The organism is Bradyrhizobium sp. Leo114 (genome assembly GCF_055229415.2).
Genome location: NZ_JBUYEN020000016.1, coordinates 1 through 26,226, shown reverse-complemented (window position 1 = coordinate 26,226; position 26,226 = coordinate 1). Strand labels below are relative to the sequence as shown.

The 26,226-nt window shown below is 62.0% G+C and carries 30 protein-coding genes; 16 read left to right on the top strand and 14 right to left on the bottom strand.

Annotation, left to right across the window (positions count from 1 at the left end; translation table 11 throughout):
• Window positions 1–141: 141 nt before the first annotated feature.
• Window positions 142–381, bottom strand: a complete 240-nt coding sequence (locus ACZIRK_RS20370) for a hypothetical protein (RefSeq protein WP_130225705.1) — start codon at window positions 379–381, stop codon at window positions 142–144.
• A 205-nt stretch (window positions 382–586) separates the two neighbouring features.
• Here ACZIRK_RS20370 and ACZIRK_RS20365 point away from each other — a divergent pair, with 205 nt between their 5' ends.
• A complete protein-coding gene (locus ACZIRK_RS20365) occupies window positions 587–1,363 on the top strand; it encodes a cyclase family protein (protein WP_028166799.1) in 777 nt (258 codons plus the stop codon).
• Between the two features lie 98 nt (window positions 1,364–1,461).
• Here the strand turns inward: ACZIRK_RS20365 and ACZIRK_RS20360 are convergent, their stop codons facing one another.
• A complete protein-coding gene (locus ACZIRK_RS20360) occupies window positions 1,462–1,737 on the bottom strand; it encodes a hypothetical protein (protein ID WP_130225706.1) in 276 nt (91 codons plus the stop codon).
• 355 nt (window positions 1,738–2,092) lie between these two features.
• Here ACZIRK_RS20360 and ACZIRK_RS20355 point away from each other — a divergent pair, with 355 nt between their 5' ends.
• Complete coding sequence (locus ACZIRK_RS20355) at window positions 2,093–3,904, top strand: carbamoyltransferase family protein (RefSeq protein ID WP_463328032.1); 1,812 nt, start codon at window positions 2,093–2,095, stop codon at window positions 3,902–3,904.
• Between the two features lie 183 nt (window positions 3,905–4,087).
• Here the strand turns inward: ACZIRK_RS20355 and ACZIRK_RS20350 are convergent, their stop codons facing one another.
• On the bottom strand, window positions 4,088–5,242 hold the full coding sequence (locus ACZIRK_RS20350) for an OpgC domain-containing protein (protein WP_028166802.1): 1,155 nt from the start codon (window positions 5,240–5,242) through the stop codon (window positions 4,088–4,090).
• A gap of 223 nt (window positions 5,243–5,465) precedes the next feature.
• Here ACZIRK_RS20350 and ACZIRK_RS20345 point away from each other — a divergent pair, with 223 nt between their 5' ends.
• Window positions 5,466–5,774 carry an ETC complex I subunit gene (locus ACZIRK_RS20345; RefSeq protein ID WP_035691450.1) on the top strand — a complete coding sequence of 103 codons (309 nt, stop codon included), beginning with the start codon at window positions 5,466–5,468 and terminating at the stop codon, window positions 5,772–5,774.
• Between the two features lie 26 nt (window positions 5,775–5,800).
• On the opposite strand, the gene ACZIRK_RS20340 is transcribed toward ACZIRK_RS20345, so the two are convergent.
• Complete coding sequence (locus ACZIRK_RS20340; RefSeq protein WP_130225708.1) at window positions 5,801–6,253, bottom strand: DUF2000 domain-containing protein; 453 nt, start codon at window positions 6,251–6,253, stop codon at window positions 5,801–5,803.
• Window positions 6,254–6,345: 92 nt separating this feature from the next.
• Here ACZIRK_RS20340 and ACZIRK_RS20335 point away from each other — a divergent pair, with 92 nt between their 5' ends.
• Window positions 6,346–6,762: a MarR family winged helix-turn-helix transcriptional regulator gene (locus tag ACZIRK_RS20335; RefSeq protein ID WP_130225709.1), complete on the top strand. Its 417-nt coding sequence runs from the start codon at window positions 6,346–6,348 to the stop codon at window positions 6,760–6,762.
• Here the strand turns inward: ACZIRK_RS20335 and ACZIRK_RS20330 are convergent.
• Together ACZIRK_RS20330 and ACZIRK_RS20325 are read right to left on the bottom strand one after the other, a co-directional pair.
• Window positions 6,759–7,232 carry an Lrp/AsnC family transcriptional regulator gene (locus ACZIRK_RS20330; RefSeq protein WP_130225710.1) on the bottom strand — a complete coding sequence of 158 codons (474 nt, stop codon included), beginning with the start codon at window positions 7,230–7,232 and terminating at the stop codon, window positions 6,759–6,761. The two genes, ACZIRK_RS20335 and ACZIRK_RS20330, sit on opposite strands and share 4 nt — an antisense overlap.
• A 26-nt stretch (window positions 7,233–7,258) precedes the next feature.
• Window positions 7,259–7,909: a TetR/AcrR family transcriptional regulator gene (locus tag ACZIRK_RS20325; protein ID WP_130225711.1), complete on the bottom strand. Its 651-nt coding sequence runs from the start codon at window positions 7,907–7,909 to the stop codon at window positions 7,259–7,261.
• 320 nt (window positions 7,910–8,229) lie between these two features.
• Between ACZIRK_RS20325 and ACZIRK_RS20320 the strand changes: the two genes are divergently transcribed.
• Genes ACZIRK_RS20320 through ACZIRK_RS20310 form a run of 3 tightly spaced genes read left to right on the top strand, consistent with a single transcriptional unit; the run spans window position 8,230 to window position 12,742 of the window.
• Window positions 8,230–9,834, top strand: coding sequence for a carboxyl transferase domain-containing protein (locus ACZIRK_RS20320; protein ID WP_130225712.1), 1,605 nt, complete (start codon window positions 8,230–8,232; stop codon window positions 9,832–9,834).
• 2 nt (window positions 9,835–9,836) lie between these two features.
• Window positions 9,837–11,843 (top strand): acetyl/propionyl/methylcrotonyl-CoA carboxylase subunit alpha, encoded by a 2,007-nt coding sequence (locus ACZIRK_RS20315; protein ID WP_463328031.1) that lies wholly within the window; start codon window positions 9,837–9,839, stop codon window positions 11,841–11,843.
• Entirely contained in the window at window positions 11,843–12,742 is a 900-nt protein-coding gene (locus ACZIRK_RS20310; RefSeq protein WP_463328030.1) for a hydroxymethylglutaryl-CoA lyase, read from the top strand. Before ACZIRK_RS20315 ends, ACZIRK_RS20310 begins: the two co-directional genes overlap by 1 nt.
• Window positions 12,743–12,936: 194 nt before the next feature.
• Here ACZIRK_RS20310 and ACZIRK_RS20305 read toward each other — a convergent pair whose 3' ends face one another.
• Genes ACZIRK_RS20305 through ACZIRK_RS20295 form a run of 3 tightly spaced genes read right to left on the bottom strand, consistent with a single transcriptional unit; the run spans window position 12,937 to window position 15,865 of the window.
• Window positions 12,937–14,295, bottom strand: coding sequence for a TRAP transporter large permease (locus ACZIRK_RS20305; RefSeq protein WP_130225715.1), 1,359 nt, complete (start codon window positions 14,293–14,295; stop codon window positions 12,937–12,939).
• Window positions 14,292–14,846: a TRAP transporter small permease gene (locus ACZIRK_RS20300; protein WP_130225716.1), complete on the bottom strand. Its 555-nt coding sequence runs from the start codon at window positions 14,844–14,846 to the stop codon at window positions 14,292–14,294. The genes ACZIRK_RS20305 and ACZIRK_RS20300 overlap by 4 nt, the downstream gene beginning before the upstream one ends.
• Window positions 14,843–15,865: a TRAP transporter substrate-binding protein gene (locus ACZIRK_RS20295; protein ID WP_130225717.1), complete on the bottom strand. Its 1,023-nt coding sequence runs from the start codon at window positions 15,863–15,865 to the stop codon at window positions 14,843–14,845. Before ACZIRK_RS20295 ends, ACZIRK_RS20300 begins: the two co-directional genes overlap by 4 nt.
• A gap of 1,299 nt (window positions 15,866–17,164) precedes the next feature.
• On the opposite strand from ACZIRK_RS20295, the gene ACZIRK_RS20290 reads away from it, so the two are divergent.
• The 5 genes from ACZIRK_RS20290 (at window position 17,165) to ACZIRK_RS20270 (ending at window position 20,634) form a co-directional block, all read left to right on the top strand.
• Window positions 17,165–18,154 (top strand): sensor histidine kinase, encoded by a 990-nt coding sequence (locus ACZIRK_RS20290; protein WP_130225719.1) that lies wholly within the window; start codon window positions 17,165–17,167, stop codon window positions 18,152–18,154.
• Between the two features lie 16 nt (window positions 18,155–18,170).
• Window positions 18,171–18,536 (top strand): response regulator, encoded by a 366-nt coding sequence (locus ACZIRK_RS20285; RefSeq protein ID WP_245474692.1) that lies wholly within the window; start codon window positions 18,171–18,173, stop codon window positions 18,534–18,536.
• A 294-nt stretch (window positions 18,537–18,830) separates the two neighbouring features.
• Window positions 18,831–19,070, top strand: a complete 240-nt coding sequence (locus tag ACZIRK_RS20280) for a hypothetical protein (RefSeq protein WP_130225720.1) — start codon at window positions 18,831–18,833, stop codon at window positions 19,068–19,070.
• 329 nt (window positions 19,071–19,399) lie between these two features.
• Window positions 19,400–19,627 carry a hypothetical protein gene (locus ACZIRK_RS20275; RefSeq protein ID WP_130225722.1) on the top strand — a complete coding sequence of 76 codons (228 nt, stop codon included), beginning with the start codon at window positions 19,400–19,402 and terminating at the stop codon, window positions 19,625–19,627.
• A 761-nt stretch (window positions 19,628–20,388) separates the two neighbouring features.
• Window positions 20,389–20,634 (top strand): pentapeptide MXKDX repeat protein, encoded by a 246-nt coding sequence (locus ACZIRK_RS20270; protein ID WP_130225724.1) that lies wholly within the window; start codon window positions 20,389–20,391, stop codon window positions 20,632–20,634.
• 110 nt (window positions 20,635–20,744) lie between these two features.
• On the opposite strand, the gene ACZIRK_RS20265 is transcribed toward ACZIRK_RS20270, so the two are convergent.
• Both ACZIRK_RS20265 and ACZIRK_RS20260 read right to left on the bottom strand, forming a co-directional pair.
• A complete protein-coding gene (locus tag ACZIRK_RS20265; RefSeq protein WP_130225725.1) occupies window positions 20,745–21,101 on the bottom strand; it encodes a DUF6481 family protein in 357 nt (118 codons plus the stop codon).
• A gap of 215 nt (window positions 21,102–21,316) precedes the next feature.
• Window positions 21,317–21,532 carry a hypothetical protein gene (locus ACZIRK_RS20260; protein WP_130225726.1) on the bottom strand — a complete coding sequence of 72 codons (216 nt, stop codon included), beginning with the start codon at window positions 21,530–21,532 and terminating at the stop codon, window positions 21,317–21,319.
• A 208-nt stretch (window positions 21,533–21,740) separates the two neighbouring features.
• On the opposite strand from ACZIRK_RS20260, the gene ACZIRK_RS20255 reads away from it, so the two are divergent.
• The 3 genes from ACZIRK_RS20255 to ACZIRK_RS20245 all read left to right on the top strand — a co-directional run bounded on the left by ACZIRK_RS20255 (window position 21,741) and on the right by ACZIRK_RS20245 (window position 23,756).
• Window positions 21,741–21,917 carry a hypothetical protein gene (locus ACZIRK_RS20255; protein WP_165435193.1) on the top strand — a complete coding sequence of 59 codons (177 nt, stop codon included), beginning with the start codon at window positions 21,741–21,743 and terminating at the stop codon, window positions 21,915–21,917.
• A 106-nt stretch (window positions 21,918–22,023) separates the two neighbouring features.
• Complete coding sequence (locus tag ACZIRK_RS20250) at window positions 22,024–22,257, top strand: hypothetical protein (protein ID WP_028166817.1); 234 nt, start codon at window positions 22,024–22,026, stop codon at window positions 22,255–22,257.
• A 377-nt stretch (window positions 22,258–22,634) separates the two neighbouring features.
• Window positions 22,635–23,756 carry a helix-turn-helix transcriptional regulator gene (locus tag ACZIRK_RS20245; protein ID WP_028166818.1) on the top strand — a complete coding sequence of 374 codons (1,122 nt, stop codon included), beginning with the start codon at window positions 22,635–22,637 and terminating at the stop codon, window positions 23,754–23,756.
• Between the two features lie 326 nt (window positions 23,757–24,082).
• On the opposite strand, the gene ACZIRK_RS20240 is transcribed toward ACZIRK_RS20245, so the two are convergent.
• The 3 genes from ACZIRK_RS20240 to ACZIRK_RS20230 form a co-directional block, all read right to left on the bottom strand.
• Window positions 24,083–24,223, bottom strand: coding sequence for a hypothetical protein (locus ACZIRK_RS20240; protein ID WP_165435194.1), 141 nt, complete (start codon window positions 24,221–24,223; stop codon window positions 24,083–24,085).
• A 144-nt stretch (window positions 24,224–24,367) separates the two neighbouring features.
• A complete protein-coding gene (locus ACZIRK_RS20235) occupies window positions 24,368–24,634 on the bottom strand; it encodes a hypothetical protein (protein ID WP_245474693.1) in 267 nt (88 codons plus the stop codon).
• 329 nt (window positions 24,635–24,963) lie between these two features.
• Window positions 24,964–25,209, bottom strand: a complete 246-nt coding sequence (locus tag ACZIRK_RS20230; RefSeq protein WP_463328029.1) for an H-NS histone family protein — start codon at window positions 25,207–25,209, stop codon at window positions 24,964–24,966.
• A 277-nt stretch (window positions 25,210–25,486) separates the two neighbouring features.
• Here ACZIRK_RS20230 and ACZIRK_RS20225 point away from each other — a divergent pair, with 277 nt between their 5' ends.
• Window positions 25,487–26,005, top strand: a complete 519-nt coding sequence (locus ACZIRK_RS20225) for an arsenate-mycothiol transferase ArsC (protein ID WP_245474694.1) — start codon at window positions 25,487–25,489, stop codon at window positions 26,003–26,005.
• Window positions 26,006–26,226: the final 221 nt, after the last annotated feature.

Genomic DNA, 26,226 nt, shown 5'->3' with positions numbered 1-26,226 from the left:
ATCTGTTCGACGACAACGAGCGCGGATCGGCGCCGTTCCGGCGCACGAAATGTCAAATTATAGCGGCGGCGTTTGACAAAACTGCGATGCCGCGCTTTTGAGCAGAGGCGTGCGCCCCAAGCCCGGTAGGATGCGTCGGCGCTACCGGCTGGAGATCAGTTTCAGCGGAGGCTGGAGGGTCGCTTCGAGTTCCACCCGCAGGCGCTGGACTCGGGGGTCGCTCGATCGCTCGGCGCAGACCGTGTACTGATGGACGGATTGAGCCAGCGCCCGCCGCTCCGCCGCGGTCTTCGACACCGAGGCGAGCTTGAGCACGATGGCGCCCAGGTTCACCAGCATTTCGTCGAGCGTCCGGTCGATCTTGTCGAGCTCGTTCGTCATCCGCACTCCTTGCACGTCAATGAAGGCTGGTGAATGACGTTCCTGTGGCAACATCGGTAAGGCTAACCATTGGTAAAAGGTTCGCCGTGTGTGTCCGTAGCCCGGGTTGCGCTGCGCTCCACCCGGACTACGAGATTTCTGCTGACGTTGCAGGGATCGGCGTACTGATCCAGAATTTCATCGAGGAAACCCGAGAGGACAGACCATGGCGCGCAAACTGATCGACATCTCCGTCCCCCTGCAGAACGACGTGCCGGCCGATCCGCCGGGCAACCATCCGACCATCCAGTATATCGACCACCAGCAGGGCCTGCCGCGGATGCTGGAATTCTTCCAGGGGTTACGAGCGGAAGATCTACCGGACGGGCAGGGCTGGGCGGTCGAGCAGGTCAATCTCTCCACCCATAACGGCACGCATCTGGATGCGCCCTGGCACTTCCATCCCACGATGAACCGCGGCGAGCGCTCCTGGACCATCGACGAAGTGCCGCTGGAATGGTGTTTCCAGCCGGCCGTCAAGCTCGACTTCCGGCATCTACCGGACGGCTATGTCGCGAGCGCCAAGGATGTCGAGGAGGAGCTCATCCGCATCGGCCATACGCTCAAGCCGCTCGAGATCGTCGTCGTCAACACCAGCGCCGGCGCAAAATTCGGCCGGCCGGATTATGTCGTCTCCGGCTGCGGCATGGGCTATGAGGCGACGATGTATCTGTTGGAGCGCGGCGTGCGGCTGACCGGCACCGACGGCTGGAGCTGGGATGCGCCGTTCGTCTACACCGCGAAGAAATATGCCGAGACGAGGGATGCCAGCCTGATCTGGGAAGGCCACAAGGCCGGCCGCCACATCGGCTATTGCCACCTCGAGAAGCTGCACAATCTCGAACTGTTGCCCTCGACCGGCTTCATGGTGTCGTGCTTCCCGGTGAAGATCGAGCGCGCTTCCGCTGGCTGGACGCGGGCGGTCGCGATCCTCGAGAGCTGAGCCGCGAGAGCTCTCTTGCCAAAAGAAAATCAGGTGCGCCGTTTCCGACGCACCTGATTTTTCCTTTGATCTAGTGCAGTAGCGTCGGGCTAACGCTACTACCTGCAGACGCGAACGCCGCGCGGGGTCCACCAGCAGCGCGGGCCACCATAGCCGCCGTAGTAGCCGTAGCCGCGGGGATACCAGCCACGGCGATAACCGCCGCGATAACCCCATCCGCCGCGACCGCGACCCCAACCGCCGCGTCCGCGATACTGCGCCTGCGCCGACGAGGTGGTCGCGCCGACCAGAATCGCCGAGGTGCTGGCGACATAGACGAACAGCAATGCCACCGCGGCAAGGCAGCGCGTCAGGAAATTGTAGCGTTTAACCATTCAGTAATCTCCCGGTCACTTCCAGACATCCAAACAATCCGAACTGTCTTGCTTAGACGTTTGAGACAGCCACTAGTTCAGATGCACTAAGACAAAATTTTGTCGAACGTTCTTGCGCTTCGCAAAAACTCTATTGGGCGTGTCGGGGGAGGTCAAGTTATAGTCCCGCTTGCAGAAATGCATCGTTTGTCTTGCCGTTCATCCGTCGTTCATCTTGTTCATCTTCGTCGTATCCAATGATTTGTGCGCCGCCGAACCATGGCGACAAAGATTCCGACAAAATCTCGCAGAGAACTTGATGTCGACACGATCGCGTATCCTAAGCCACGCGATGATTCCCGCCTGACGAGTCCCCATGCCCAAGCAGCACACCTACGTCCTCGGCCTCAACACCTACGATCATGACGTCAGCGCCTGCCTGTTGCGCGACGGCGCGATCGCCTTTGCGATCGCCAAGGAGCGGATCACGCGCGAGAAGCACGCGTCCGGATTCTACAAGGAGGCGATCGACTATTGCCTCAAGGCCGAGGGCATCACGCTCGATGATGTCGATCTGGTCGTCAGCAATTGCTACATCCTGCCGGTGCCGGAGTTGGAAGAGCGGCTGATCTATCAGGACATGGCCGGCTTTCTTCCGTATCCCGAGCGGCAGGAAGCGTCCAAACATCCGCTGTTTCGTTCGACCTCGGGCAAGGTGGTATCGCTCTCCCACCATCTGGCGCATGCCTACAGCGCATTTGCGGTGTCGCCGTTCGATGAGGGTGTGGTGATGGTGGTCGACGGCGTCGGCAACTATCAGTCCGACGTCATGGAGCAGTATCCGAACGCGGATGCGGCGTCGCCGCTGGCGCGTGAATCCGAAAGCTACTACCGGTTCGAGGGCGAGAAGCTGGAGTGCCTGAAGAAGGTCTTCATGGAGCCTTCGCGCGGCATGCTCAGCGACGAGTTCTACAATATGCCGGGCCTCGGCGCGCTCTATAGCCGTGTCTCGTCCTACGTGTTCGGCGACTGGAACAAGTGCGGCGAATTGATGGGCCTTGCCCCCTACGGCCGTCGCGAGCAGGTCAAGCATCTCCTCGACATGAGCGACGGCAAGTTGCACGTGCCGCCATGGACCAGCGAATTCAATCAACCCTATCTGCTCGACAGCGGCAGTTGGGACAAGAGCCCGGCGATGCGTCACTGGGAGGACATCGCCTGGCGCGTGCAGGACGACACCGAGAACGTGCTGCTCGCCCGCGCGAGCTGGCTGCGCGAGACCACGGGCGCCAAGAACCTCTGCATCGCCGGCGGCGTCGCGCTGAATTGCGTCGCCAACGGACGGATTGCGCGGGAAGCCGGCTTCGAGAACGTCTGGATCCAGCCGGCGGCGGGCGACGACGGCACCGCGATCGGCTGCGCTTATTACGGCTGGCTCGAGATCCTGAAACAGCGGCGCAACTTCGTGATGGAGCACGCTTTCGTCGGCAGGCCTTATAGCGAGGCGGAGGTCGCGGCCGCGCTGCAGAAGTTTTTGGTGCGCGTGCAGGTGGACGCGAGGCGCAGCGACGATATCTGCCGCGATACCGCCAAGCTGCTCGCCGACCAGCGCGTGATCGGCTGGTTCCAGGGGCCGTCCGAGTTCGGGCCGCGCGCGCTCGGCAATCGCAGCCTGATTGCCGATCCGCGCCGGGCAGAGATGAAGGACATCCTCAACAGCCGCGTCAAACACCGGCAGGCGTTCCGCCCGTTTGCGCCGCTGGTGCTGGCCGAGCGAATGACGGAGATCTTCGAAGGTGAGGAGGATTCGCCGTTCATGCTGATCGCCAAGCCGGTCCGTCCCGAGTGGCGCGACAAGATTCCGGCCATCGTCCATGTCGACGGCTCGGCGCGCGTGCAGACTGTGCGCGAGGCGACCAATCCGAGGCTCTACCGGCTCCTGAAGGAGTTCGAGGCGCTGACCGGGGTGCCGGTGCTGATCAACACCTCCTTCAACGTCAAGAGCGAGCCGATCATCGAGACGCCGGAGGACGCCGTGAACTGCTTCCTCGCCACAGGGGTCGACAACCTGATCCTGCACGACACGATCGTGTCGAAGGGCCGGATGCACAAGGTCGTCGCGCCGCTGGTCAGGACCTATGGCGATGTCGCCAGCATCGTCGCCTCGACTGCCCCGCCGCCGAGTTGAGATTACCTCGTCCCGCTTGCGGGGAGAGGTCGGATCGCATCGTAAGATGCGATCCGGGTGAGGGGGGTCTCCGCGAGTCAGACTCTCACCGTTTTTGCGGAAGCAGCCCCTCACCCCAACCCTCTCAGGGCGAGCTCTGCTCGTCCCGGCCCCGTGAAGAACGGGGAGAGGGAGAAGATGGCGCTACGTCGCCTTCGCCGGGGTCGGTGGCGTCTTCGGCAGCGGCTTGTCCTGCCGTTTCGACCAGGAGATGTAGTAGGCCACGATCGTCATGATCGCGATGCCGGTGACGCTGACGAAGATCTGCGCGAGCAGCGAGCCAGAGCTCATCGACAGCTCGAAGTGCCCGACAAAGGACAGGAACACGCCGACACAGAACACCGCGAGCGACTGCTGGCCACAGACGATCAGCGGATCGAACACCTTCCATTCCAGTGCCGCCCAATCCTTCGGGATGAAGCGGATCACGAGGATGACGATCACCGCGAAGTGGATGAAGCGGTAAGGCGCGAGGTTGGTCTTGTCGTTCGGGTTGAAGGCTGAATAGAGCCAGTCCGGGAACATGGCGCCGAAATCCGGGAAGCGGCCGGCCATGGTCATGATCAGCGCGAAGATCATATAGGCGACGCAGAACCAGAGCGTGTAGGGCGAGTTGATGATGTTGGCATTCTGCCGCGCGCCGCCGAGTGCGCACCAGGCGCCGAACACGAACAGAACCTGCCAGGCGAACGGGTTGAAGTACCAGACGCCGGCCGGATAGGCCGGCAGGTTCCACCCCACCTGGCGCGACACCAGCCACAGCGCGATCGAGGCGAGCATGGTCAGGTTCGGTTGCCGCAGCATGAACCAGAGCACCGGCGGGAACAGGCCCATCAGCACGATGTAGAGCGGCAGCACGTCGAGGTTGACCGGCTTGAACTTAAGGAACAGGCCCTGGCGCAGGGTCTCGGTCGCGTTGTCGACGAGGCCGGCGACGTTGAATTCATTGATCAGGTTGGAATCGCCGAAGCGCAACGCCAGGTAGCTGATTGCGGCGATGTAGATCACAAACAGGATGATGTGGGCGACGTAGAGCTGCCAGACGCGCTTGGTCAGCCGGGTCGCGCCGACGACGAAGCCGCGCTCCAGCATCATCCGGGCGTAGACGAACGAGGCGGTATAGCCGGAGATGAAGACGAACAGGTCGGCGGCGTCGCTGAAACCGTAATTCCGCGTGGTGATCCAATTCACCACATTGTCGGGGATATGATCGAGATAAATCGCCCAGTTCGCGACCCCGCGAAACAGGTCGAGCCGGAGATCGCGTCCCTTTTCGGGCAGGGTGGCGTTGATTTTCATGGGTCCCGCTTCGAAGTGATGCTTTCGAGAAGGCCGCGCCGCGAGACATTCGAGCCCATCCGCGGCCAGATTGTCACAGCGCGGTAGAATGGCTATACCGGACGGAAAGGTAACATCCGGGTTCAGGAATCACCCATCACATCCGTGAAAGGTGTCTGTATACTATCCCGGGCGTTCCCTCCACACGCTCCATGTCGCACAATCCCCGAAGGTTCGACGATCCATGACGACAGCTCGCATTTTTAAGCCCGCCAAAAACGCGATGCAATCGGGGCGTGCCAAGACCAGGGAATGGCAGCTCGATTACGAGCCGGAACAGCCGCGGATGGTTGAACCCCTGATGGGCTGGACCTCGTCCGGCGACATGAAGCAGCAGCTCACGCTGCGCTTCCAGACCAAGGAAGAGGCGATCGCCTATTGCGAACGCAAGGGCATCCCCTACCAGGTGCTCGAGCCGAAGGAATCGCTGCACCGGCAGATCGCCTATGCCGACAATTTCTCGTTCCGCCGCGGCGAGCCCTGGACGCACTAACTAACTAGCAGCATGTAAGCGTGCTCTCACAGCGCCCGTAGCAGCGAATATTTGCCGACGATGCGGCCGACCCGCTTCCTCGTGCCGAACAGCATGATCCCGAGATATTCGATGCTATCCGGCGCAAGGCCGCTCATCATGCGCCGGAATTCGCCGTAGTCGTTGGTCTCTTGTCCCTGCACGGGGAAGTCGACGATCTCAATTCCCGCCTCGGCCGCCTTCTGCCGGATTCGCGGCAAATCCTCCTTCGGCGCGCCCAGCACGGGAATTCCGATCGGGATCAGTCCCGCATGGGGATTGCCCGCGGCATCGATCAGCGCATCGCCGACGAGGTGAGGGTGGCGGGCGCCCATCGTCAGGGCCATCACGGCGGCGGCGTTGGCGGCCTTGCCAAGCGGCAACCCCGCATCGATCACCGCCACGCAGCGTTGCGGCTCGGACGCGCCTTCCTCGGCATTGCGATCGGCAGGATGCGACATCACCAACCCCGCTGTACAAGTAACTTGTACACAAGTAACATGCGTGCGTGAAAAACGTCAACCCAGAACGCCCCGGCGGCTGTAAGGGAACGATGGACAAGATCGAGGACTGCATCAGCTTCCTGCTCGGAAAGGCGCAGCAGCGGGTGACACGGCGCGCCAAGGAATTGCTGGCCGAGCACGATGTGACGCCGGTGCAGTACGCCGCGCTATGCGTGCTCTGGGAAAAGGACGCGCAGACGGCGGCCGAGCTCGGCGCGCGCCTTGTGATCGACAGCGCGACCATGACCGGCGTCATAGACCGGCTCGAGCGCTCGGGTCTGATCAGGCGCCACGCCGATGAGAGCGACCGGCGCATCTACCATCTCTACCTGACCGATCGCGGGCGGGCGCTGCGAGCCCCGCTGGATTCCGCGATGGAAAAGCTCAATGCCGAAGTCGTGGAACTCCTCGGCAAGGATTGGCCGCGCTTCCACCGCATGCTGCGCAAAGTTGGTACGTCTGGCTAGGGAAGCGGGAGCGGCAGCGGTGCGTCCTTGGAGACGCCGAGCACCGGAAAGCTCCTGATGGTGCGCACCTCAGCCATCGCCGAGAACTGCAGGAGCTGCTGGTGCATGCCCTGAACACCGGTTGCCACGCATTTGAGCAGGAAGTCTGCCTCGCCTGAAATGCGCCAGCACTGCTGCACCAGGGGCAGGCGGGCGATCGATGCCTCGAACGCCTCCAGCGTGGCCTGGTTCTGGCTGGTCAACTGTATCAGGACAAAGGACACCACCTCGTAACCGAGCGTCCGCTCGTCAAGGCTCGCACGGACGTCCCTGATCACGCCGCGGCTACGCAGCACACGGACGCGGCGCAGGCAGGCCGGCGCGGAGATGCCAACCCGCTGCGCCAGATCGTTGTAGCGCAGCCGGCCGTCCTGCTGAAGCTCGGACAAAATCTTCCGGTCGATCTCGTCGAGCTCGGCGCGCTCCGTCATGAATGCCTCGTGCGTTGACGAACGAATTATCCTGCGGCGACACGCCGGGTTGCCCTACGGCTGACGCGGGCAGGGGGAGTGGCCGCCTGCGGCGCAATGCCCGACAGCACCAGCTTTTCATGGGTGGCGATGATGGCTTCCTTCGAGAGCCGGCCGCCGGGACGATACCAGGTGCAGGGCCCGGTCAGCATCGCCAGGATCGCAAAGGTCGCGACCTGCACATCCACCAATTCGAAGACGCCCTGCGCAACACCTTCCTCGAGGATGTCGGCAAGGCGCCGCTCATAAGCCTCGCGCAAGGCGATCACCGCCGCATAATTCTTCGGCTCCAGGCTGCGCAGCTCGGAATTGGCGATGTAGACCTCGCGCTTGCGCGTCATGTGATAGCTGACGTGGAAGGCAACGAAGGCGCGGATTTTTTCCTCCGGACCGCTCTTGCCGTCGAGCGCAAGATCGAGCTGGCGCAGCAGCTCGTTGATATGGTGCTGCACCAGGTCGAACAGCAATTCCTGTTTGGTGCTGATGTGGTTGTAGAGCGAGCCCGCTTGGATGCCGACCTCGGCGGCGAGCTGGCGCAGGCTCATGGCCTCATAGCCATGCTCGAAGATCAGGCGCGTTCCGGCTTTGCGGATCGCCTCCAGCGTCGTTGGACCGTGTGAGCCGATCGTGCGCGCCATCGGGACCCTCGCGGGAGCGTTAGAAAGAGCGGGAAACTAGCGAACGATCGTATGTTTATAGTCGGAAAATCAAGCGAAATCAACGTGCTATAACCTTGGTAATCGCTCAATGTTGAGCCTCTTGAGAGAATGATAAAAAAACGTATGATCGTTTCGATATAGGATCCATAGCGACGGGAGGAATCATGGCGTCGAAACCGGCGGCAGTGGTCAATTTCGCAAGGCGGGAATCATCCGGCTTGAGTGGCGGGCCCTATCGCGCGATGAGCCGCGATATTCTAGTTTGAAGATTGTCGAAACACGCGGCAGAAAAGCGCAACATGCAGCTTCATTCCACGATCGATCCCAAATCCCAGGAATTTTCCGGCAATGCCGAGGTGATGCGCGGCCTGGTGGCCGAGCTCCGCGACAAGCTGAGCCAGGTTGCGGGCGGCGGGGGCGAGGCGTCCCGTATCAGGCATACCTCGCGCGGCAAGATGCTGGCGCGCGACCGCGTCGACCTCCTGGTCGATCCCGGCACCGCATTCCTGGAATTGTCGCCGCTCGCGGCCAATGGCCTCTATGGCGGCGACGTGCATTCGGCGAGCGTGATCACCGGGGTGGGACGCATCTCGGGCCGCGAATGCATCATCGTCGCCAATGATGCCACCATCAAGGGCGGCACCTATTACCCGATGACGGTGAAGAAGCACCTGCGCGCCCAGGATATCGCGCGGCAGAACAATCTGCCTTGCGTCTACCTGGTCGATTCCGGGGGCGCCTTCCTGCCGTTGCAGGACGAGATATTCCCGGACGAGCGCCACTTCGGCCGCATCTTCTACAACCAGGCGCAGATGTCGGCCGCGGGCATCCCACAGATCGCGATCGTGATGGGCTCCTGCACCGCCGGCGGCGCCTATGTGCCGGCGATGTCGGACGAGAGCATCATCGTACGCAATCAGGGGACGATCTTCCTTGGCGGCCCGCCATTGGTGAAGGCCGCGACCGGCGAGGTCGTCACCGCGGAAGAACTCGGCGGTGCGGACGTGCATTCGCGGCAGTCCGGCGTCACCGACCACTACGCGCAGAACGATGCGCACGCGATCGGCATCGCCCGGCGTATCGTCGCCACATTGAAGCCGCCGGCGCGCGCCGCGCTCAACATGCGCGAGCCGCGGGAGCCGCTTTATCCGGCCGAGGAGATCTATGGCGTGGTCTCCTCCGACGGTCGCAAGCCGTTCGACGTTCACGACATCATCGCGCGGATCGTCGATGGCTCCGAGTTCGACGAGTTCAAGCGGCTTTATGGCACCACGCTGATCTGCGGCTTTGCCCATATCTGGGGCTTCCCGGTTGGCATCATCGCCAACAACGGCATCCTGTTCAGCGAGAGCTCGCTGAAGGGCGCGCATTTCATCGAGCTGTGCTGCCAGCGCGGCATTCCGCTGGTGTTCCTGCAGAACATCACCGGCTTCATGGTCGGCAAGAAATACGAGGCCGGCGGCATCGCGCGCGACGGTGCCAAGCTCGTCACTGCGGTGGCGACCGCCGGCGTGCCGAAATTCACCGTCGTGATCGGCGGCTCGTATGGCGCCGGCAATTACGGCATGTGCGGCCGCGCCTACAGCCCGCGCTTCCTCTGGCTGTGGCCGAATGCGCGCATCTCCGTGATGGGCGGCGAGCAGGCCTCGATGGTGCTGAGCCAGGTCCGGCGCGACAATATCGAAGCCAAGGGCGACACCTGGTCGGCGGAGGAAGAGCAGAAGTTCCGTGCGCCCATCCGCGCGCAATATGAGAGCCAGGGCAATCCCTATTACGCGACCGCCCGGCTCTGGGACGACGGCGTGATCGATCCCGCCGACACGCGCCTTGTGCTCGGCCTCGGGCTATCGGCCGCCGCCAATGCGCCGATCGAGCCGACGAAGTTCGGCCTGTTCAGGATGTGACGATGGACCGCTCAAAGCTCTACCGGCGTTTTCGCACCCTGCTGATCGCCAACCGCGGCGAGATCGCTTGCCGCGTGATCCGCACCGCCAAGGCCATGGGCCTGCGCACCGTCGCGGTTTATTCCGAGGCCGACCGCGATGCCCTGCATGTCGCGTTCGCCGACGAGGCCGTGCTGCTGGGCCCGGGCCGGGCGCGCGACAGCTATCTCAACATCCAGCGCGTGATCGAAGCGGCGCGCGAGACCGGGGCCGAGGCTGTTCATCCCGGCTACGGCTTCTTGTCCGAGAACGCGGAATTCGCACAAGCCTGCTTCGAGGCAGGGTTGGTGTTCGTCGGCCCGACGGCCGAGATGATGAACGCGATGGGCTCGAAATCCGGCTCCAAGGCGCTGATGGAGAAGGCGGATGTGCCGCTGGTGCCCGGCTATCACGGCGAGGCGCAGGACGAGGCCACTCTGGCGAATGCCGCGGAGCGTATCGGTTTCCCGGTGCTGGTGAAGGCCTCGGCCGGCGGCGGCGGCCGCGGCATGCGGGTGGTCAATTCAGCAGCCGAGCTGTCGGCTGCAATCATCAGCGCCAAGCGCGAGGCCAAGGCGGCATTCGGCGACGACCGCATGCTGATCGAGAAATACGTCCAGAACCCGCGCCATATCGAGGTGCAGATCATCGGCGACAGCCATGGCAATCTGCTCTCGCTATGGGAGCGCGAATGCACACTGCAGCGCCGGCACCAGAAGGTGATCGAGGAAGCGCCGTCGCCGACACTGAATGCCACCCAGCGCGAGACCGTCTGCGCCGCCGCGCGAAAGGCGGCCGCGGCTGTCAATTACGTGGGCGCCGGCACCATCGAATTCGTCTCCGATGGCAGGGACGTGTTCTTCATCGAGATGAACACGCGCCTGCAGGTCGAGCATCCCGTCACCGAACTGATCACCGGCGTCGATCTCGTGGAATGGCAACTCCGCGTCGCCTTCGGCGAGAAGCTGCCGCTAACCCAGAACGAAATCAAGCTGAACGGCCACGCCATCGAGGCGCGGGTCTATGCGGAAAATCCGCAGAAGAATTTCATGCCGTCGGTCGGACGCATCAAGACCTGGCGCACGCCGGAGGAGGGCGACGGTTTGCGCATCGATGCCGGCTATCGCAGCGGCGACAACGTCTCGCCGTATTATGACGCGATGCTCGCAAAGGTGATCGCGTGGGCGCCGACGCGCGAGATCGCGATCGAGAAGCTCAATCGCGGGCTGGAAGAAACCGACGTCCGCGGCATCGTCACCAACATCCCGTTCCTGTCGGCGCTGGTGACGCATCCTGCTGTGGTTGCGAATGCCATCGATACCGGCTTCATTGAGCGCGAACTGAAGAGCCTGGCCGCAGAACGTGGGGCTGCCGGTGCGTTCGAGCTGTGCGCCGCGGTCGCTGCGATCTTGAATGAGGAGCAGAAGGCTGCACGGAAGGAGGCGCATTCGCCGTGGCAGACCTTCGGCTGGATGCCGGTCGGCCAACGGCAGCGGGTGTTTTCGTTCCGGCAGGGGCAGGGCGCGGAACAGAAGGTGACGCTGCGCTACGGCAACGGGCCGTCGACGGTGTCGGTCGGCGATCGCACGTTCGCGCTGGCGCTGGCGCCGTCCGCGGATGAGGGCTTTGATCTGACGCTTGATGGCACGAAATCCGGTGTGGTGGCCGTGATCGAAGGTCACGAGCTCTATTTGCGGACCCGCAACGGCCGCTTCGACCTGCACTGGGTCGATCCGTTCGGCGGCGAGACCGAGGAGCAGGTCGGCGAGGACAAAATCGTCGCGCCGCTGCCGGGCACCGTTGTCGCCCTGCTTGCCGAAGAGGGCGCGATGTTGGAGAAGGGCGCGGCGATCCTGACATTGGAAGTGATGAAGATGGAACAGACGTTGCGCGCGCCGTATGCCGGCGTGCTGAAGAAGCTGAAATGCAAGGTGGGCGATATCGTCGGCGAGGGCGTCGAGCTCGCCGAAGTCGAGCCGGTGGCCGCGTGATGAGCGAGCCCGTCCGCATCGTCGAGGTCGGCCCGCGCGACGGGCTGCAGAACGAGAAGACGCCGATCAGCGTCGCCGATCGGATCGCCTTCATCGAGCGACTGATCGGCGCCGGCTTGCCGATCGTCGAGGTCGGCGCCTTCGTGTCGCCGAAGGCGGTCCCGCAGATGGTGGGATCGGCCGAGGTGCTGCGCGGCGTCAGCCATCTTCCCGGCGAATTCCACGTGCTGGTGCCGAACGAGAAGGGCTATGAGGCCTCGCAGGCCGCCGGCGCCAAGGTGATCGCGGTGTTCGCCTCGGCCTCCGAAGGTTTCTCGCGCGCCAACATCAATTGCTCGGTCGCGGAATCGATCGAGCGCTTCAAGCCGGTGCTGGCGCGTGCCAAGGCCGACGGCATCAAGGTGCGCGGCTATATCTCCTGCGTGCTCGGCTGCCCCTTCGACGGCGAGGTGAAGCCGCAGGCGGTCGTCGACGTTGCCAGGACGCTGTGGGATCTCGGCTGCTATGAGATATCGTTAGGCGACACCATCGGCGTCGGCACGCCGGTCAAGGCGCGGCACCTGATGCGAGCGGTCGCCGGCGAGGTACCGGCACAAAACCTCGCGATGCATTTCCACGACACCTACGGCCAGGCGCTCGCCAACCTCTACGCCGGCATGGAGGAGGGCGTCCGAGTCATCGATTCCGCCGCCGGCGGCCTCGGCGGCTGCCCCTATGCACCCGGCGCCACCGGCAATGTCGCGACCGACGACGTCGTTTACATGCTCGAGGGCATGGGCATCAAAATCGGCGTCGATATTGACAAGCTGCTCGCCGCAACCAACGAAGTGAGCCGTTTGCTCGGCCGTCCGCCGGTAAGCCGCGTCGCCAACGCGCTGAACGCGAAGAAGAAACGCTAGCTTCGCAGGGTGGGCAAAGCGAAGCGTGCCCGCCATCCGCCATCCGCCCTCCGCAAGAAGTGGTGGGCACGCTCCGCTTTGCCCACCCTACAATTGATTGCCGTCATTGCGAGCGAAGCGAAGCAATCCATTGCCGCCACTGGCGCAAGCGGCGAGATGGATTGCTTCGCTTCGCTCGCAATGACGGATGAAAGTTACCGCACGCTCTCCGGCCCCATCACGAGATCCGGCAGCCACGTCGAGATTCCCGGGAAGAAGCAGAGCAACAGCACCGCCAGCATCATCAGGAGCACGAACGGCAGCGTGCCCCAGATCACCTCGCTCAAGGGAATATCGGGCGCGACGTTGCGGATGACGAAGATGTTCAATCCGACCGGCGGATGGATCAGGCCCATTTCCATCACGATGGTCATCACCACGCCGAACCAGATGATGTCGAAATTGGCGGCGCGGAGCGGCGGCAGGATGATCGGCGCGGTCATCAGGATGATCGAGACCGGCGGCAGGAAGAAGCCGAGCACGATCACCATGAGGAGGATCGCCACGAGCAATTCCCAGCGCGGCAGGTGCATCGCGACGATCGCCTCCGCGGCCGACTGCGAGATGTGCAGATAGCTCATCACGTAGGAATAGAGCAGCGACATGCCGATGATCATCATCAGCATGGTCGACTCGCGGATGGTGGATTTCAGGATCGGCTCGAGCTCGCTCGGCTTCCAGACGCTATAGATCACCGCGATCAGCCCGAGCGCCAACAGCCCGCCGAGGCCGGCGGTCTCCGACGGCGTCGCGTAGCCGCCATAGAGCGCGATCATCACGCCGGTCAGGAGCAGCACGAACGGCAGCACCCGCGGCAGCGCGTTGAAGCGGTCGGCCATCGTGAACTCGTCGCGCTGCAGGATCGCGGCATCAGCACCGGTCGCGTCATAGGCGGCGCGCGCGGCCGCATACTCCTTGCGGAAACGGAACATCGCGTAGATGCCGAACAGCGTCACCAGCAACAGGCCCGGTCCGATGCCGGCGAGGAACAGGCGCCCCAGCGATTTCTCCGCCGCGACTGCGAACAGGATCATGGTGATCGAGGGCGGCAGCAGGATGCCGAGCGTGCCGCCGGCGGCGATGATCCCTGCGGCAAAGCCGCCGGAATAGCCGCGCTTGCGCATCTCGGGGATGCCGGCCGAGCCGATCGCCGAGCAGGTCGCCGGCGAGGATCCCGCCATCGCGGCAAACAGCGCGCAGGCGAACACGTTGGCAACCCCGAGCCCGCCGGGCACGCGGTGCAACCAGGCGTGCAGCGCCGAATAGAGATCCTGGCCCGCGCGGGATTTGCCGATCGCCGCGCCCTTCAGGATGAACAGCGGGATCGACAAGAGCGTGATCGAGGCCATCTCCTCGTAGACGTTCTGCGTCACGGTATCGAGCGAGGCCGTCGGCATGTAGATCGCCATGAACACGACGGCGACTGCGCCCAAAGCAAACGCAATGGGCATGCCCGAGAACATCGCAAACAGGGTGGCAAGCCCGTAGCTGATGCCGATCCCAAGTACAGTCATCGGCGCGCACCACCCATCATGGGAATGATGATCTGCAGCAGGAGCTGCAGGCACAGCAGCGACATACCCAGCGCCATCAGCACGTAGGGGATCGCAAGCGGCGGCGACCACATCGAGTTCGAGACTTGGCCATCGACATAGGCTTCATGCGCCAACGTCCAGGATTTCCAGGCAAAGAAGGCACAGAAGGCCAGGCTTGCGACATCGACCAGCCACAGCCTAATGCGATTTGCGAGCGGCGACATCAGCCCGACGAAGGCCTCGATGCTGACATGGCCGCGCTGGGCCTGCACATAGGCCGCCGTCATGAAGGTCGCGCCGACCAGGAGGAATACCGCGGCCTCGTCCTGCCAGTAGTTCGGGCTATGAAACAGCGCGCGGCCGAGCACGCTGTAGCTCAGGATCACGCAGGCCGCGATCAGCGCGATGGAGGCGAAGACGACGATGATGTTGTTGCAGATGCCAAGCCCGCGCGACAGCGCTGCCACGAGTGCATTGCCCGTGACGGCGGTCTGGCGTTCGGCTTGATCCGCGACCGGACCATGCATCATGCGGCGACGTCGCTTGCGAGCTTCAACAGATTAGCTGCCGTCGCGGTTTTAGCACCATAGTCCTTCCAGGCGGTATCGCGCGCAATGTCGCGCCACTTGTTGACGGTGACTGCGTCAAGCGCGCTGACCTTTGCCCCGGCCTTCTCGTAGACCTTGGCGACCTCGACATCGTCGTCCTGCGCGCCCTTCTTGCCGAAGGCCTCGAGCTCCGCGCCGACCGCAAGGATGACGTCCTGCTGCTTCTTCGGCAGCTTGTCGAAGATCGCTTTCGACATCATGAGGGGCTCCAGCATGAACCAGTAGGAGGTGCCGGCGCCGGAGGTCAGCGATTTCGCGACTTCCTCCAGGCGGAACGAGATCAGGCTGGTGGAGGAGGTGATGCCGGCGTCGCAGGCACCGGTCTGCATCGCAGCATAAAGCTCGTTGGAGGGCACCGACAGCACGGCCGCGCCGGCCGTCTGCAGCACCATGTCCATTTCGCGCGAGCCGCCGCGCACCTTCATGCCCTTGGCGTCCTCGGGCGCCACGATCGGCTTGGAGCGGCTGGCGACGCCGCCGGCCTGCCAGACCCAGGTCAGGAGGATGATGCCCTTATCCGCCAGGAAGTCGGAGAGCGCCTTGCCGACCGGTTCCTTCTTCCAGCGCAGGCCTTGGTCGTAGGTCGTGACCAGGCCCGGCATCAGGCCGATATTGGTCTCCGGCAGTTCGCCCCCGGCATAGGGCATCGGGTAGAGGCTGATATCGAGCGCGCCCTTGCGCATGGCCGAGAACTGCGCATTGGTCTTGATCAGCGAGGAATTCGGATAGACTTCGGCAGCGATCTCGCCGCCCGAGCGCTTCGCCACCTCAGCGGCGAACATCCGGCACAGCCGGTCGCGAAAATCGCCCTTGTCGATGGTGCCGCCGGGGAACTGGTGCGAGACTTTCAGCGTGGTCGCGGCATGAGCGGTTCCGACGCCGAAGCGCAGCACCGCGGGCGCGGCAAGCGCCGTGGCAAAAAGGTGACGGCGAGTGAGCATAAAGTTTCTCCCATTGGCAAAAGCTGTTCTTGTTTGGCGATAAGGCGGAACTTGAGGGCCGCATTTAGGCGAATTTGCCAGAATTTTCTCTAGGCTGATAGTTTGAGGCGGCTTGGGCGCTTGGCGCCAAAGCGTCACACCTGGGTAGGCGTTGCTGCACTGCACAGTGCGGGGCGAGCGCCTGATTTTCAGGCTCATTTTTTTCGGTGATAACAGTGCGTTAGAGAATACAAACTGTCTAATCAGCTAACGAAAATCAACGAGTTACGTCGGATTAGTCTAACCGTCGGGCCAGCCTGCGCCGTCACGTGACGGCAGGCCCAGCCGTGAAGGTGCGCTGCCACATCACCTGCCGAGCTTTTTGATCACGCCCGCGCTCGGGCCATGTGGCAGTTGCGTGCCTGCTCTTGGATGGCTTTCGCCCACAACGAAAGACGATCCTCCAAGGTGATCTGTTGCTTCAAACGACGCCGCTGGATGATCATAACGCGCCTCCCACGTTTGACTAAGCGGGAGCGCCGTCGGGCGTTCTCATCACCAACTGATGCCACCGCCCGCGCGGTGATCCAGAGAAAATGCCGTGTATAAGGCGAGGTCTCTGCAACAAATGTTAGTTCGGAACTTGGATTAGCAAGGGGCTCGCTCTGGCGCGAGCCTGTATACCTCCCCAGGCTTGAGGTTGCGTCCCTCCAAAAGCCTGTGCTGCTGTTGGGTAAGAACTGCCGATACAATTTCAGCTGTCCAACCTTCAGGAACAGCCGCGAGCACCAGCGTCAACGCCTGGCTCGGTTTGGCGATGCTACCCACATCTGCTTCGCAGCCGACGCGTCGTCTGAGGTCACTTCAACGACAGTGAAGGAATTTCCGAACGACTCTGCCATGCTTGGCTAATCCGGCAGCCCGATGCGAGTTGCAAAGCTAATTGCGACCGGGAAGTCGAACTGGACCCGCAATCAAACGATACGTGGGTACCCACGCACTGTTCCACGATTCCATGGTCGTCCCGCAAACCGAGCACTCGAAGCTGGCAATCTGCCGACCTGGGGCCATTGCCTCGCTTCGGCTATAGACCGCTCCGCATTGGCAGGATCGGTGATGAGCTTCCGGCATGCTTGTTTATGCACCCAAACGGCAAAATTGGCTGCAATGAGAAAAATGGAACTAGGTCAATAAGGTGGGCAGCCGGTTTGACCGAGGACGGAGCAGCAACCGATACCCCCAACCGGCTGACCCGACCGTTGTGGACGAATACGCGCCCTACTAAGGTGGCGGCGAACTCTTCTGAGGTGAGCGGCAAGTATGCATCTGGAAGATTTGTACCGGCTCCTGCGCAGCGAGCACGTCCAGGCGCAAGGGATCGTTGATACCCTGGAGGAGCCCCTCCTGGTGCTTGACCAGACTGGTTGTGTCCTCACGGCCAATCGCGGCTTCTATGAAACCTTCAGGGTGGCACGGGATGACACCGTTGGGCGCAGTCTGTTCGACCTCGGTAACGGTCAATGGGACATACCGGAACTCAGACGCCTTGTTAGCGAGATCATTCCCCGGTCTACCGCTGTCGTCGGCTACGAAGTAACGGGGGAATTCCCGACCATCGGTCCCCGCACAATGCTGGTCAGCGCGCGCCGTTTAGTTCACCCCGACAATAACAGCACGAGCATCCTGATCCTGTTCGAGGACGTGACCGACAGACGGCACAGCGACGTTCAAAAAGACATTCTCCTCGCGGAAACGCGCCACCGGATGAAGAACCTTCTCGGGATCGTGCGCTCTCTCGCCAATCAGACTGAGGTGGAGGGACGGTCAGCCAAGGAGTACCGTGACGCCTTCTTGGGGCGCTTCCATGCTGTGGCCGAAGCCGAGACCCTCGCCCTCGCGGGCGGCGCTGAAGCCGATCTGAGTGCCCTGGTGGAGCAATCGTTGAAGGCCGCGGGTCCAGAGCGATACCGGGTGATCGCCGGACCGGCAGTGCGACTCAAGCCGCCGCAAGTCGTGCCGATGAGCCTCATTCTGCATGAACTCGTCACCAACGCCTGGAAGTATGGAGCGTTCTCCAGGCCGGGAGGGCTCGTAAACCTGAGCTGGCGCACGTCGGAAGAGCAGGGCAAGACCTTCCTCCACATCAAGTGGGGAGAGGAAAACGGCCCGCCCGTCACTCCACCAACTCGCTCCGGCTTCGGCTCAAGGCTGATCAATCTCAGCGCCGTGCAGGGCTTACGCGGCACCGTGGAACTGAAGTATGAGCCAACCGGTTTAAGGGTTCACATCACCGCGCCTGTGGAGCCTTGAACCCCGGGGACACATCGTGCACGACGCTCCCCAAATATTGGTTGTCGAAGACGAGTACCTCATCGCATTGGAGCTCGACACTGAGTTGAGGACTGCGGGATACCGCGTCATCGGTCCGGTCCCAGATATTGACAGCGCTTTGGAGCAGTTGAAGGCTGAAAGGCCCGACGCTGCCATCCTCGACGTCAACTTGGTCGGACAATGGATCACTCCCGTCGCGGAAATGCTCAAGGCGATGTCTGTGCCGTTCATTCTTGCCAGCGGCTACGCCGCGGCCGACCTCCAAGCCCATCCAGTCCTGCGAGATGCTGTCAATGTGGGGAAATCGTGGAGACCCGAATTTCTCCTGAAGGCTCTTCGTGACGCACTAGACGGGGCGTGAGCTTGTCCCTTCTGGCGCTCTCGGTCGCATTGGCCTCACGAGAGCTAGGAGGACTTCGGCTTCGGGCCATTCGGGACCGGCAGGCTGGACGGCTGAACTCGTGGTTCAACCCCTGACGCAAGAGCAGAAAAGGCTGTTCGAGGAGCTGAAGCTTAGGCCGGGAGATGTTTACATATTAGGCGGATAGCTGGTTCAATTCGAGGCAAGGGTATCGCTCTTCCGACTACATCGACATGTTCAATAGGCGCGGGTGCATCCGGAACGTTGTATGATGGATGCAAAGCAGGAGATTCAATGAGCATTGTAAAACGTCATCTGGCCGAGCAAGAAGAACGCCTGGTACTGATCGAGGAAATTTGCATCGATACAGGGGCGCTTGTCTTGGATACCGCCACCGACGAAGTCTACTTCTCTGCAGACGAAGAGGCGTACAAGAACGCCTACGTCACCGTGTTTCAGGCCTGGGCGAAGGGCACGATCAAGGGCACCGCGGAACAAGTTTTCGAGGCCACGAAATCCATTCTTGAGGACTAGACATTCCGCCTAGTACACAAGAGGCCAAATAGATCGGTAAACGTTGAGGTAAAAACATGTCACACGCCTATAAGCTAAATGAAGATGTTCGTCATCAACCTCAAGGGCCACAAGGACGCGCCGCAACTGATCCGCCGATGATTTACACTATCGTACAGCATATGCCCATCGAGTCCGATGGACGACTTAGGTACCGTATCAAATGCAAGTCCGAGAAGATCGAGCGCGTCGTTACGGAAGATCAGCTTTCGTATTTTCAATGATCTCCGCATCATTGCCGCATGCGTCCATCGGCCTCCGACAGTATCGGGAGGCAGCTAGGAGGAAAAATGTCAGACCGGCGGGAGCTCTATCGTAGCCCAAATGGCGACGCATGGTTCATCGCACGCGAGCCGACAAACGGTTACGCTTTCATCATCCACCAGCCCAATGCGCCCTCTGGTGGCCGGTTATCTCACGTCGAGTTGGGGGAGTTCTTGCGTGACGGCAAGGGACCCGAACAACAAGCATTGTTGCGATTGATCGGAACGCTGGTCGAGATACCGCCGTTTGCGTAAGATCCTAACACTCATTGATCATGGCCGCATCGCCTTATAGCGCCGATGGCGATTTAAACCGCTACTGCCAACTTGAAAGCGAGTTGATAAAACTACCTCGGCCACCAGCGAGAGTGGCGGCTTTGGTTGGGGCAGTTGCTAAGAGCAGAGGTGACAGCCAGACCTTCAGCGCAAGCCAGAAGCGTCAGACCGACGCGATAGCTGAAGGAATGAGATATCGAGTCACTTCGCGTAGCCCTGTGATCGGAGCCAAGCGATACGACGCTCTCCATTCATCCAATCGTCAATATCGGCTTTGCTCGTGAAGCCCGTTATCTCTCGGGCTTCTGCGCCCGGGTACTCGGCGATAATAGCCCAGTCGCCCTCAGATTTGCGAACTGGTTTGAAGCTCACTTTTGCTTTTGCCATGCCGAACTATGGAGGAAACTGGACGAAAAGGGAACCTCGTCGAAGAATGAATTTTCCATGATGCCTTGAGGCAGAGAAATCAGGTGATCAAAAAACTCGACCCACTCAAATCGAGAACATAAATGTCTAACCCGAGACGGAAACTGTCTAACCGGCCTAGCTGTGTATCGCTAAGCCATTGATTTTATGGTGCCCAGGGCGGAATCGAACCACCGACACTGCGATTTTCAGGCAGCGCGCCAGTCTGCACACCGCTTCAAGACTTTGTGACGGGGTAACAAGGGCCGTTTTGGCCACGTCGAGGGGAGAGCGGCAGACGTCGCTCCATGATCAACCCAACAAGGATGACCACCATGACCTTCTCGACCCGTATCGGCCTCGGCGTCTCCGCCGCTCTCGTTGCCCTCAGCGTTGGGCTCTCGCCCGCAGCCTTTGCCCAGGACAAGATGGGCAAGGAGGACACCATGAAGAAAGACACGATGTCCAAGGATGCCATGTCCAAGGACGCCATGTCGAAGCATGACGGCATGAAGAAAAGCGACGGGATGATGAAGAAGGACGATGCGATGAAGAAAGACGACGGCATGAAGAAGAACTGATCGCCGTCTCGTCTGAGAAGGACTCACCGCGAGCGCTTCTCGCGGAGAGTCCTTTTACATCGAGTATCGAGGGCAAGCTTTGCTGGTCTCGATGGTGTCGCAGCAAAGCGTCACCTCTTTTTCTTGCCGCGCTCCTTGCGGGCGGCGTAGCGCGCGTCGCGCTTGGCCTTCTGTTCGGCCTCGAGCGCGGCCAGCCGCGCGATTTCCTCTTCTTTCTCGCGGGCGATTCGTGCCGCGTCGGCGGCGGCAGCCTCTTCCTCAAGGCGCTTCTGCTCGGCCTTGGCTGCTTCCCGCGCAAGCCTTGCCTGCTCCCGGTTGGCGGCAAGTGCCGCGCGCTCGGCGGCGCGCGCCTGCACCGCGGGATCATCGGGCCCGGGACGGGAACGGAATTTTTGCAAAATGTTCTGCCGGGACTGCTGCGCAGCCTTCTGGCGGTCGGAAAAGTTCGGTTCCTTGAAGCCGCTCATAGAGAGCCTTGTTATCTTCACTGCTGGTTGGAGGAATGATGAAAATCGGGTTCGGCACAGCACATAAGTGAACCCGGGGCAAAATGCCAGCGTCCAATTTGGCATGCCAAATGGGGGAGCTATCCGTAGCCAGCAATGTGCGCGCGGGAGAAGTGAGCCTACCCCCGAGAGTAACACGGCGATGCGCGTCGAACTTCGCTAAAATTCTACGCGACCTAGAAGCTGTCGCGGTGGCGGGAGGTTCCCAGCACCCTGGCGACCGTCTGCGCCGTCATGGCCACGCGATCGGAGGTCCGCTGCGCTTCTAACTTGTCCCGGGCTTTCTCGTGGATCAGGAGCTGGATCAATTCGAGCCGCTTGCTCTCGTCGACCGCTTCCGCCAGCAGTTTCTTGTAGCGATGATAGTCGTAGCCCGTTTCTTGTTTACCCATGTTGTTTACCCATGGCACGCTCCGCACACGCGCTTCCCGGAAGGCGCGCAGTGTTGAGCAGCGCGGGGACGCGCGCAACGGATTTGCGACACTTATGCCCAGGCTTTGCAGATGTGATCTGAAGTTGTTGTGATCACACGGGCACTTGCGAAGCAGCTACTGCAACCACGATCTCTTCTGCGGTGACGGTGCGGGAACCGACACGATCATGACAGACCCGAGGGGAGGCGGCAGCCGCCGCGGCGCGATTGCCGGTCTCTTGATTGCGGCCGCGATGCTGGCAGCGGGCTTGTGGCTGGCGCGCGAGCTGACCGCGGCGAGCAAGATGCAGGACTGCCTGATGTCCGGGCGGACCAACTGCAACGTGATCCAGCCGGCGCAATAAGCGGCCGGCGCCAGCGCTAAAACGCCGCGGGGCGACTGTGATTCCGATCACAGGAAGAGGGGCGACGAGGTCCTATGCTCCGCGCAAACTGAACAGGAACGATCGCATGATCCACCAACTCTATAGCCGCAAGGGATTAGCGCTGCTGGCCGCCATCGTCGTGATCGGCCTTGGCGTGGCGCTCCTGTCAGCCGGCAGCCTCTCTCAGGAGACGGTGGCGAGCGCGGCGCTCGGGCCGGGGTGGCAATGCAGCCGCATCGCCTTTGTCATGACGACCTGCACCAGGGATGCAAGGCCGGAGCGCGCGCGTGCGCACGCGGAGCAGCCGTCGCCCGGTTAGGCTTCCCGTTGATCGACAGGTCAGCACGCATCGCGTGTGACCGCCGCAACATAACCGCGGACGTGACCGCTATACCCTGAGATTCGCGCGGACCTTCCCGCGTTGGCGCGAGGCGGGCTTTCGTGGTCTAGTGCGTGCATTGCACGAAGCGACTGGCGTTCGACACTCTTGGAGTTTTCCGTCCGATAAGCAGTAATTTGCGCCTCACGGGATGGCTGACCGCGATCGGCCGTCAGTGGTTGCGCTTACCCATGCAAAGGCCGTGATCGTACGGACTTGCCCGTTATCGTTTCCTGACATCCAAATGCGTTGTGCGGGGCATTCAATCCTCGTGATTGATTGCCACGCGTTCACTCGTCATTCGGTTTGTCGGTTCAATGTCGCATCATCTGCTGAAGGCCATCGACGCCATCTATCAATCCGCGGCGGAGCCGTCGCATTGGCCGGTGGCCCTGCAGAGCATTGCCGATTGCCTCGACGATGTCGGCGCTATCCTGCTCTATGGCAGGGACGACGGAAGTTTTGGCGCCATCCAGTCCGCCTCGCTCGATGTGATCGCGGAAGAATACATGCGCGAGTGGACGTTTCGGGATATCCGCGCGATCCGTGCGCGCGAGCGCGGCTATTTCTTCAATCGTGATGTCCTGACCGACCGCGACGTCGTCTCCGACGAGGACATCGCAACCGACCCCTTCTATTCCGAGCTGCTTCGGAAACACGGCCTGAAATATTTCGCCGCCGCAACGGTCTCGCCGGATGCGAAGATCGAGGTGGCGATGAGCATCCAGCGCGCGAGCAGCAAGCCGGTCTATAGCGACGCCGAGCTCGATCTCGTGGCCCAACTCGGCCGTCACGTCGAGCGCTCGCTTCGCCTTGGCATTCGCCTGATGGACTCCGAACTAAGCAAGCTTGGCCTCGGCGCCGCGCTCGCGAGGTTGGGAACCGGGGTCTTTGTGCTCGATTCGGTCGGCCGCGTGATCTTCTCCAACCCGAAGGCGGAGTCGCTGCTCGGGGATGGGCTCGAGATCGTGGAGGAGAAGCTTGCCGCGGGATCGCTGGCGCTGAATTCGCCGGCCTCCGCGGCGATGAAACGTCTCGCGGCGTACCGCGCCGAGGATGTTCTGGCTGGCGAAAAGCCGATCATCGTGCACCGGCGGACGTCGGGACGGCCGCTTGCGCTCTATGTCCTGCCGGTCTCGATGGCGGCCAACAGCATCAACCAGTTCCTGACCCAGGCCAGGCTGCTCATCCTTGTCGTCGACCCCGACAACAGCAGCCCACCGGACCCGTCGCTGATCCGCGATGTGCTCGGCCTGACGCTGGGCGAGGCCAGGGTGACGGCGCTGGTCGGCACCGGCCAGTCGCCGCGCGACGCCGCCGACAAGCTCGGCATCACCGAGGAGAGCGCCCGGACCATCCTCAAGCGCGTGTTCTCCAAGGTGGGCGTGTCGCGGCAAGGCGAACTGGCGGCGCTATTGGCGCGGCTGGTGCTCAGATAGCCCGGTTGCCGGCGCAAGGCCCGGCAGGCCGGCCGTATCGCCCTCGAACGCCAGAGAAAATCATCGGACAGTTCCCATTTGGGGAATGTCGGCGCGCCCGCGACCGGTGAAGAGATCAGCATGACCGACGGTCGGGTGAGGCCGGGGCCAGCAGCGCCTCACCTCCGACGATGGCAACGAGACCAAGCTTTGGGAATTGGCGCGCCCGGGTTTTGCTCGGGGCGTGGTTGGCGGGGCCAAACCACGCGGCGGCATTGATCTTCGCCGCTCGCGTCAGCTCTGCCCCAATTCAGGCCATTGTTCCAAGGCCGAAAACGGCGGCGAATTCACCGGCAGGACATTCCGGCTTCCATCTCGCCCCAGAAGCCGCACTGCGTGGCGGGCCTTGCGTGCAGTTCGTTCCGGAGTACCAGCAGGCAGGCCCCCACCAGAAGGGCAGCCGAGAGCGTGACAAGCAGTTTTCTCATCGAGTTCCAGTGAATCGCGGACGGGAATCTGCGAGCCGCCTTAAGGCATGCCGGCGCCGCCAGCAAGGCGCACTGGACGCAAACCTGCCCATCTTCTCTGGCCGCCAATAACCGGCAGCCCGCCTATCCACCCGAACAGGGGGGCTACGCCGTTGCCGTCAGTTGGCCCAGGCGGTCGCTCAGCGCCCGGATGGTCGATTTGAGATTGTCCCGTCGCGTCGAGAGCGTTCTGGCGAGCAGCGGATATCGCGGGTCCGCAGCGTTGCTGACCCCTCCGGAGGCTTCCTCCGTCGCGATATCGCAATCGAGGATCCGGACAGACCTTTGCAGATCCTTGAGCATCGTCTGGATGACGATGACGTCACGTAACGCGGTGATGCTGGAATTCCCAGTCTGAGACGCGGCACCCATGGGCATTGCTCCCGCTTGATCCAACTCGGCGCAGCCTCGTCGGGGGCTGCAGTGTCGGAGCAGCGATTAGCAAGACCTTTGCCAAATTCGGCAACGAGGGATTAACCATGCCAAAGCGCCTCCCGCGTGCCTCTCCAGCGGTCGCGCGAGCCGCGGAGCCTTGCCCCGGAAGACGTCTCGCCCGAGCGCGCTACTCATCAAACGGCCCCAGGGTGCGCTGGGGCCGCCAACCTTGGAGGTTTTCCTCCGGCCGGTGGGGGTAGGGGGCGTTCGACCGGAGGCTGGGATTCGACGCTGGCCCCGCGGTTTCGTTCCTCGCCCGGCGGACACTACCTGCCGACGCGCGCCAGGCCGTCGGCGATCCGGCTCTTTTTCCGCACCTTGATTCTGAAATCCTCGATCCGTTTTCCCAACCTCAGCTGCGCGACCAGCCACCGCGGCTTCTTGCCTCGACCAGCCCAGGTTTCCGATGGCTGATCAGGATTACGGTACTTGGGCTGTATCTCCGGATATGGCCGATGCGCCGAAGCGGGGACCCGCAGCTTCCTCAGACGATCTTCCAACTGCGCCTTCATCGACAGAATCTTCTGTCGCAGGACGCCAGCGAGTTCGACACGCAACGTCCACAGACGGTCAGAACTCATCCGCTTGAGTTCGGTTCGTCTCATGACATAACTCCATCACGATCCCAACCTCATAATGATCGCTCATTATCCACCCGCCTCCCGCTGGGTACGCTGCGACAAAACGTGCCTCAACAATGACGAATCCGTGTAAGAGTGCATCATCGTCTGCAAGATGATTTGATGATCAAATTCGTACCTTGCGAACCTTTCTGCAGCCCTCGCGCAATTGCGCAAGAAAGCGACCATCGATATCAATCGGGACGGCGGCTCTCTCTCAGCTCATGATTCTTTCGCGATGGCTCATCATCTGTTGTTCCTGTGCACGGGCAATTATTACCGCAGCCGGTTTGCAGAAGAGCTATTCAATCACCGCGCAGGGCTGGCCGAGTTGAACTGGCGCGCCTTCTCGAAAGGGGCCGCGGAAAGGGGATCGCCCGACAACGTCGGCCCAATGTCGCCTTTCGCTCTCGATGGTCTGCAGGCCAGGGGCATCCGGCCGGTCGGAAACTTGCGGTACCCTCAACCCTGCACTCTGCCTGACCTGGAGAGCGCGGATCTGATCATCGCGCTGAAGGAAGCAGAGCATCGGCCGCTCATCGAACGGCGTTTTCCGGAGATGGCGGACAGAGTGAGATACTGGCATGTGGACGACGTAGACGTCGCCAAGCCTGCCATTGCCTTGGCCTTGATCGACCGCCACGTCGACGATCTATTGGGCTCGCTTTCGGACGCGCGCGCGTCCTGAACGGCGCGGATCGTCTTCATCGTCAGGCGTAGCGCAGCCGTCGTCGGAGGCAGCCTAACGGAGATCGATCTGCCGGCCGTCGTGGGTGTGGAAGACTAGAGCGTGATGAAGTTAGGTTCGTGCATATCCTGAGTTTGCCAAGTAGCTTGCGCATTCTTTGGGCGTGAAGAGCTGCAGAACCTGGCCGATGGCGAGGCAGACAGCGTCGACGGTTCGGGCGG

What these genes read in the sequence shown, in the direction of transcription:
- ACZIRK_RS20370 (WP_130225705.1), bottom strand. Translation starts at nt 381, where the DNA reads ATGACGAACGAGCTCGACAAGATCGACCGGACGCTCGACGAAATGCTG.
- ACZIRK_RS20365 (WP_028166799.1), top strand. Translation starts at nt 587, where the DNA reads ATGGCGCGCAAACTGATCGACATCTCCGTCCCCCTGCAGAACGACGTG.
- ACZIRK_RS20360 (WP_130225706.1), bottom strand. Translation starts at nt 1,737, where the DNA reads ATGGTTAAACGCTACAATTTCCTGACGCGCTGCCTTGCCGCGGTGGCA.
- ACZIRK_RS20355 (WP_463328032.1), top strand. Translation starts at nt 2,093, where the DNA reads ATGCCCAAGCAGCACACCTACGTCCTCGGCCTCAACACCTACGATCAT.
- ACZIRK_RS20350 (WP_028166802.1), bottom strand. Translation starts at nt 5,242, where the DNA reads ATGAAAATCAACGCCACCCTGCCCGAAAAGGGACGCGATCTCCGGCTC.
- ACZIRK_RS20345 (WP_035691450.1), top strand. Translation starts at nt 5,466, where the DNA reads ATGACGACAGCTCGCATTTTTAAGCCCGCCAAAAACGCGATGCAATCG.
- ACZIRK_RS20340 (WP_130225708.1), bottom strand. Translation starts at nt 6,253, where the DNA reads ATGTCGCATCCTGCCGATCGCAATGCCGAGGAAGGCGCGTCCGAGCCG.
- ACZIRK_RS20335 (WP_130225709.1), top strand. Translation starts at nt 6,346, where the DNA reads ATGGACAAGATCGAGGACTGCATCAGCTTCCTGCTCGGAAAGGCGCAG.
- ACZIRK_RS20330 (WP_130225710.1), bottom strand. Translation starts at nt 7,232, where the DNA reads ATGACGGAGCGCGCCGAGCTCGACGAGATCGACCGGAAGATTTTGTCC.
- ACZIRK_RS20325 (WP_130225711.1), bottom strand. Translation starts at nt 7,909, where the DNA reads ATGGCGCGCACGATCGGCTCACACGGTCCAACGACGCTGGAGGCGATC.
- ACZIRK_RS20320 (WP_130225712.1), top strand. Translation starts at nt 8,230, where the DNA reads ATGCAGCTTCATTCCACGATCGATCCCAAATCCCAGGAATTTTCCGGC.
- ACZIRK_RS20315 (WP_463328031.1), top strand. Translation starts at nt 9,837, where the DNA reads ATGGACCGCTCAAAGCTCTACCGGCGTTTTCGCACCCTGCTGATCGCC.
- ACZIRK_RS20310 (WP_463328030.1), top strand. Translation starts at nt 11,843, where the DNA reads ATGAGCGAGCCCGTCCGCATCGTCGAGGTCGGCCCGCGCGACGGGCTG.
- ACZIRK_RS20305 (WP_130225715.1), bottom strand. Translation starts at nt 14,295, where the DNA reads ATGACTGTACTTGGGATCGGCATCAGCTACGGGCTTGCCACCCTGTTT.
- ACZIRK_RS20300 (WP_130225716.1), bottom strand. Translation starts at nt 14,846, where the DNA reads ATGATGCATGGTCCGGTCGCGGATCAAGCCGAACGCCAGACCGCCGTC.
- ACZIRK_RS20295 (WP_130225717.1), bottom strand. Translation starts at nt 15,865, where the DNA reads ATGCTCACTCGCCGTCACCTTTTTGCCACGGCGCTTGCCGCGCCCGCG.
- ACZIRK_RS20290 (WP_130225719.1), top strand. Translation starts at nt 17,165, where the DNA reads ATGCATCTGGAAGATTTGTACCGGCTCCTGCGCAGCGAGCACGTCCAG.
- ACZIRK_RS20280 (WP_130225720.1), top strand. Translation starts at nt 18,831, where the DNA reads ATGAGCATTGTAAAACGTCATCTGGCCGAGCAAGAAGAACGCCTGGTA.
- ACZIRK_RS20275 (WP_130225722.1), top strand. Translation starts at nt 19,400, where the DNA reads ATGTCAGACCGGCGGGAGCTCTATCGTAGCCCAAATGGCGACGCATGG.
- ACZIRK_RS20270 (WP_130225724.1), top strand. Translation starts at nt 20,389, where the DNA reads ATGACCTTCTCGACCCGTATCGGCCTCGGCGTCTCCGCCGCTCTCGTT.
- ACZIRK_RS20265 (WP_130225725.1), bottom strand. Translation starts at nt 21,101, where the DNA reads ATGAGCGGCTTCAAGGAACCGAACTTTTCCGACCGCCAGAAGGCTGCG.
- ACZIRK_RS20260 (WP_130225726.1), bottom strand. Translation starts at nt 21,532, where the DNA reads ATGGGTAAACAAGAAACGGGCTACGACTATCATCGCTACAAGAAACTG.
- ACZIRK_RS20255 (WP_165435193.1), top strand. Translation starts at nt 21,741, where the DNA reads ATGACAGACCCGAGGGGAGGCGGCAGCCGCCGCGGCGCGATTGCCGGT.
- ACZIRK_RS20250 (WP_028166817.1), top strand. Translation starts at nt 22,024, where the DNA reads ATGATCCACCAACTCTATAGCCGCAAGGGATTAGCGCTGCTGGCCGCC.
- ACZIRK_RS20245 (WP_028166818.1), top strand. Translation starts at nt 22,635, where the DNA reads ATGTCGCATCATCTGCTGAAGGCCATCGACGCCATCTATCAATCCGCG.
- ACZIRK_RS20240 (WP_165435194.1), bottom strand. Translation starts at nt 24,223, where the DNA reads ATGAGAAAACTGCTTGTCACGCTCTCGGCTGCCCTTCTGGTGGGGGCC.
- ACZIRK_RS20235 (WP_245474693.1), bottom strand. Translation starts at nt 24,634, where the DNA reads ATGGGTGCCGCGTCTCAGACTGGGAATTCCAGCATCACCGCGTTACGT.
- ACZIRK_RS20230 (WP_463328029.1), bottom strand. Translation starts at nt 25,209, where the DNA reads ATGAAGGCGCAGTTGGAAGATCGTCTGAGGAAGCTGCGGGTCCCCGCT.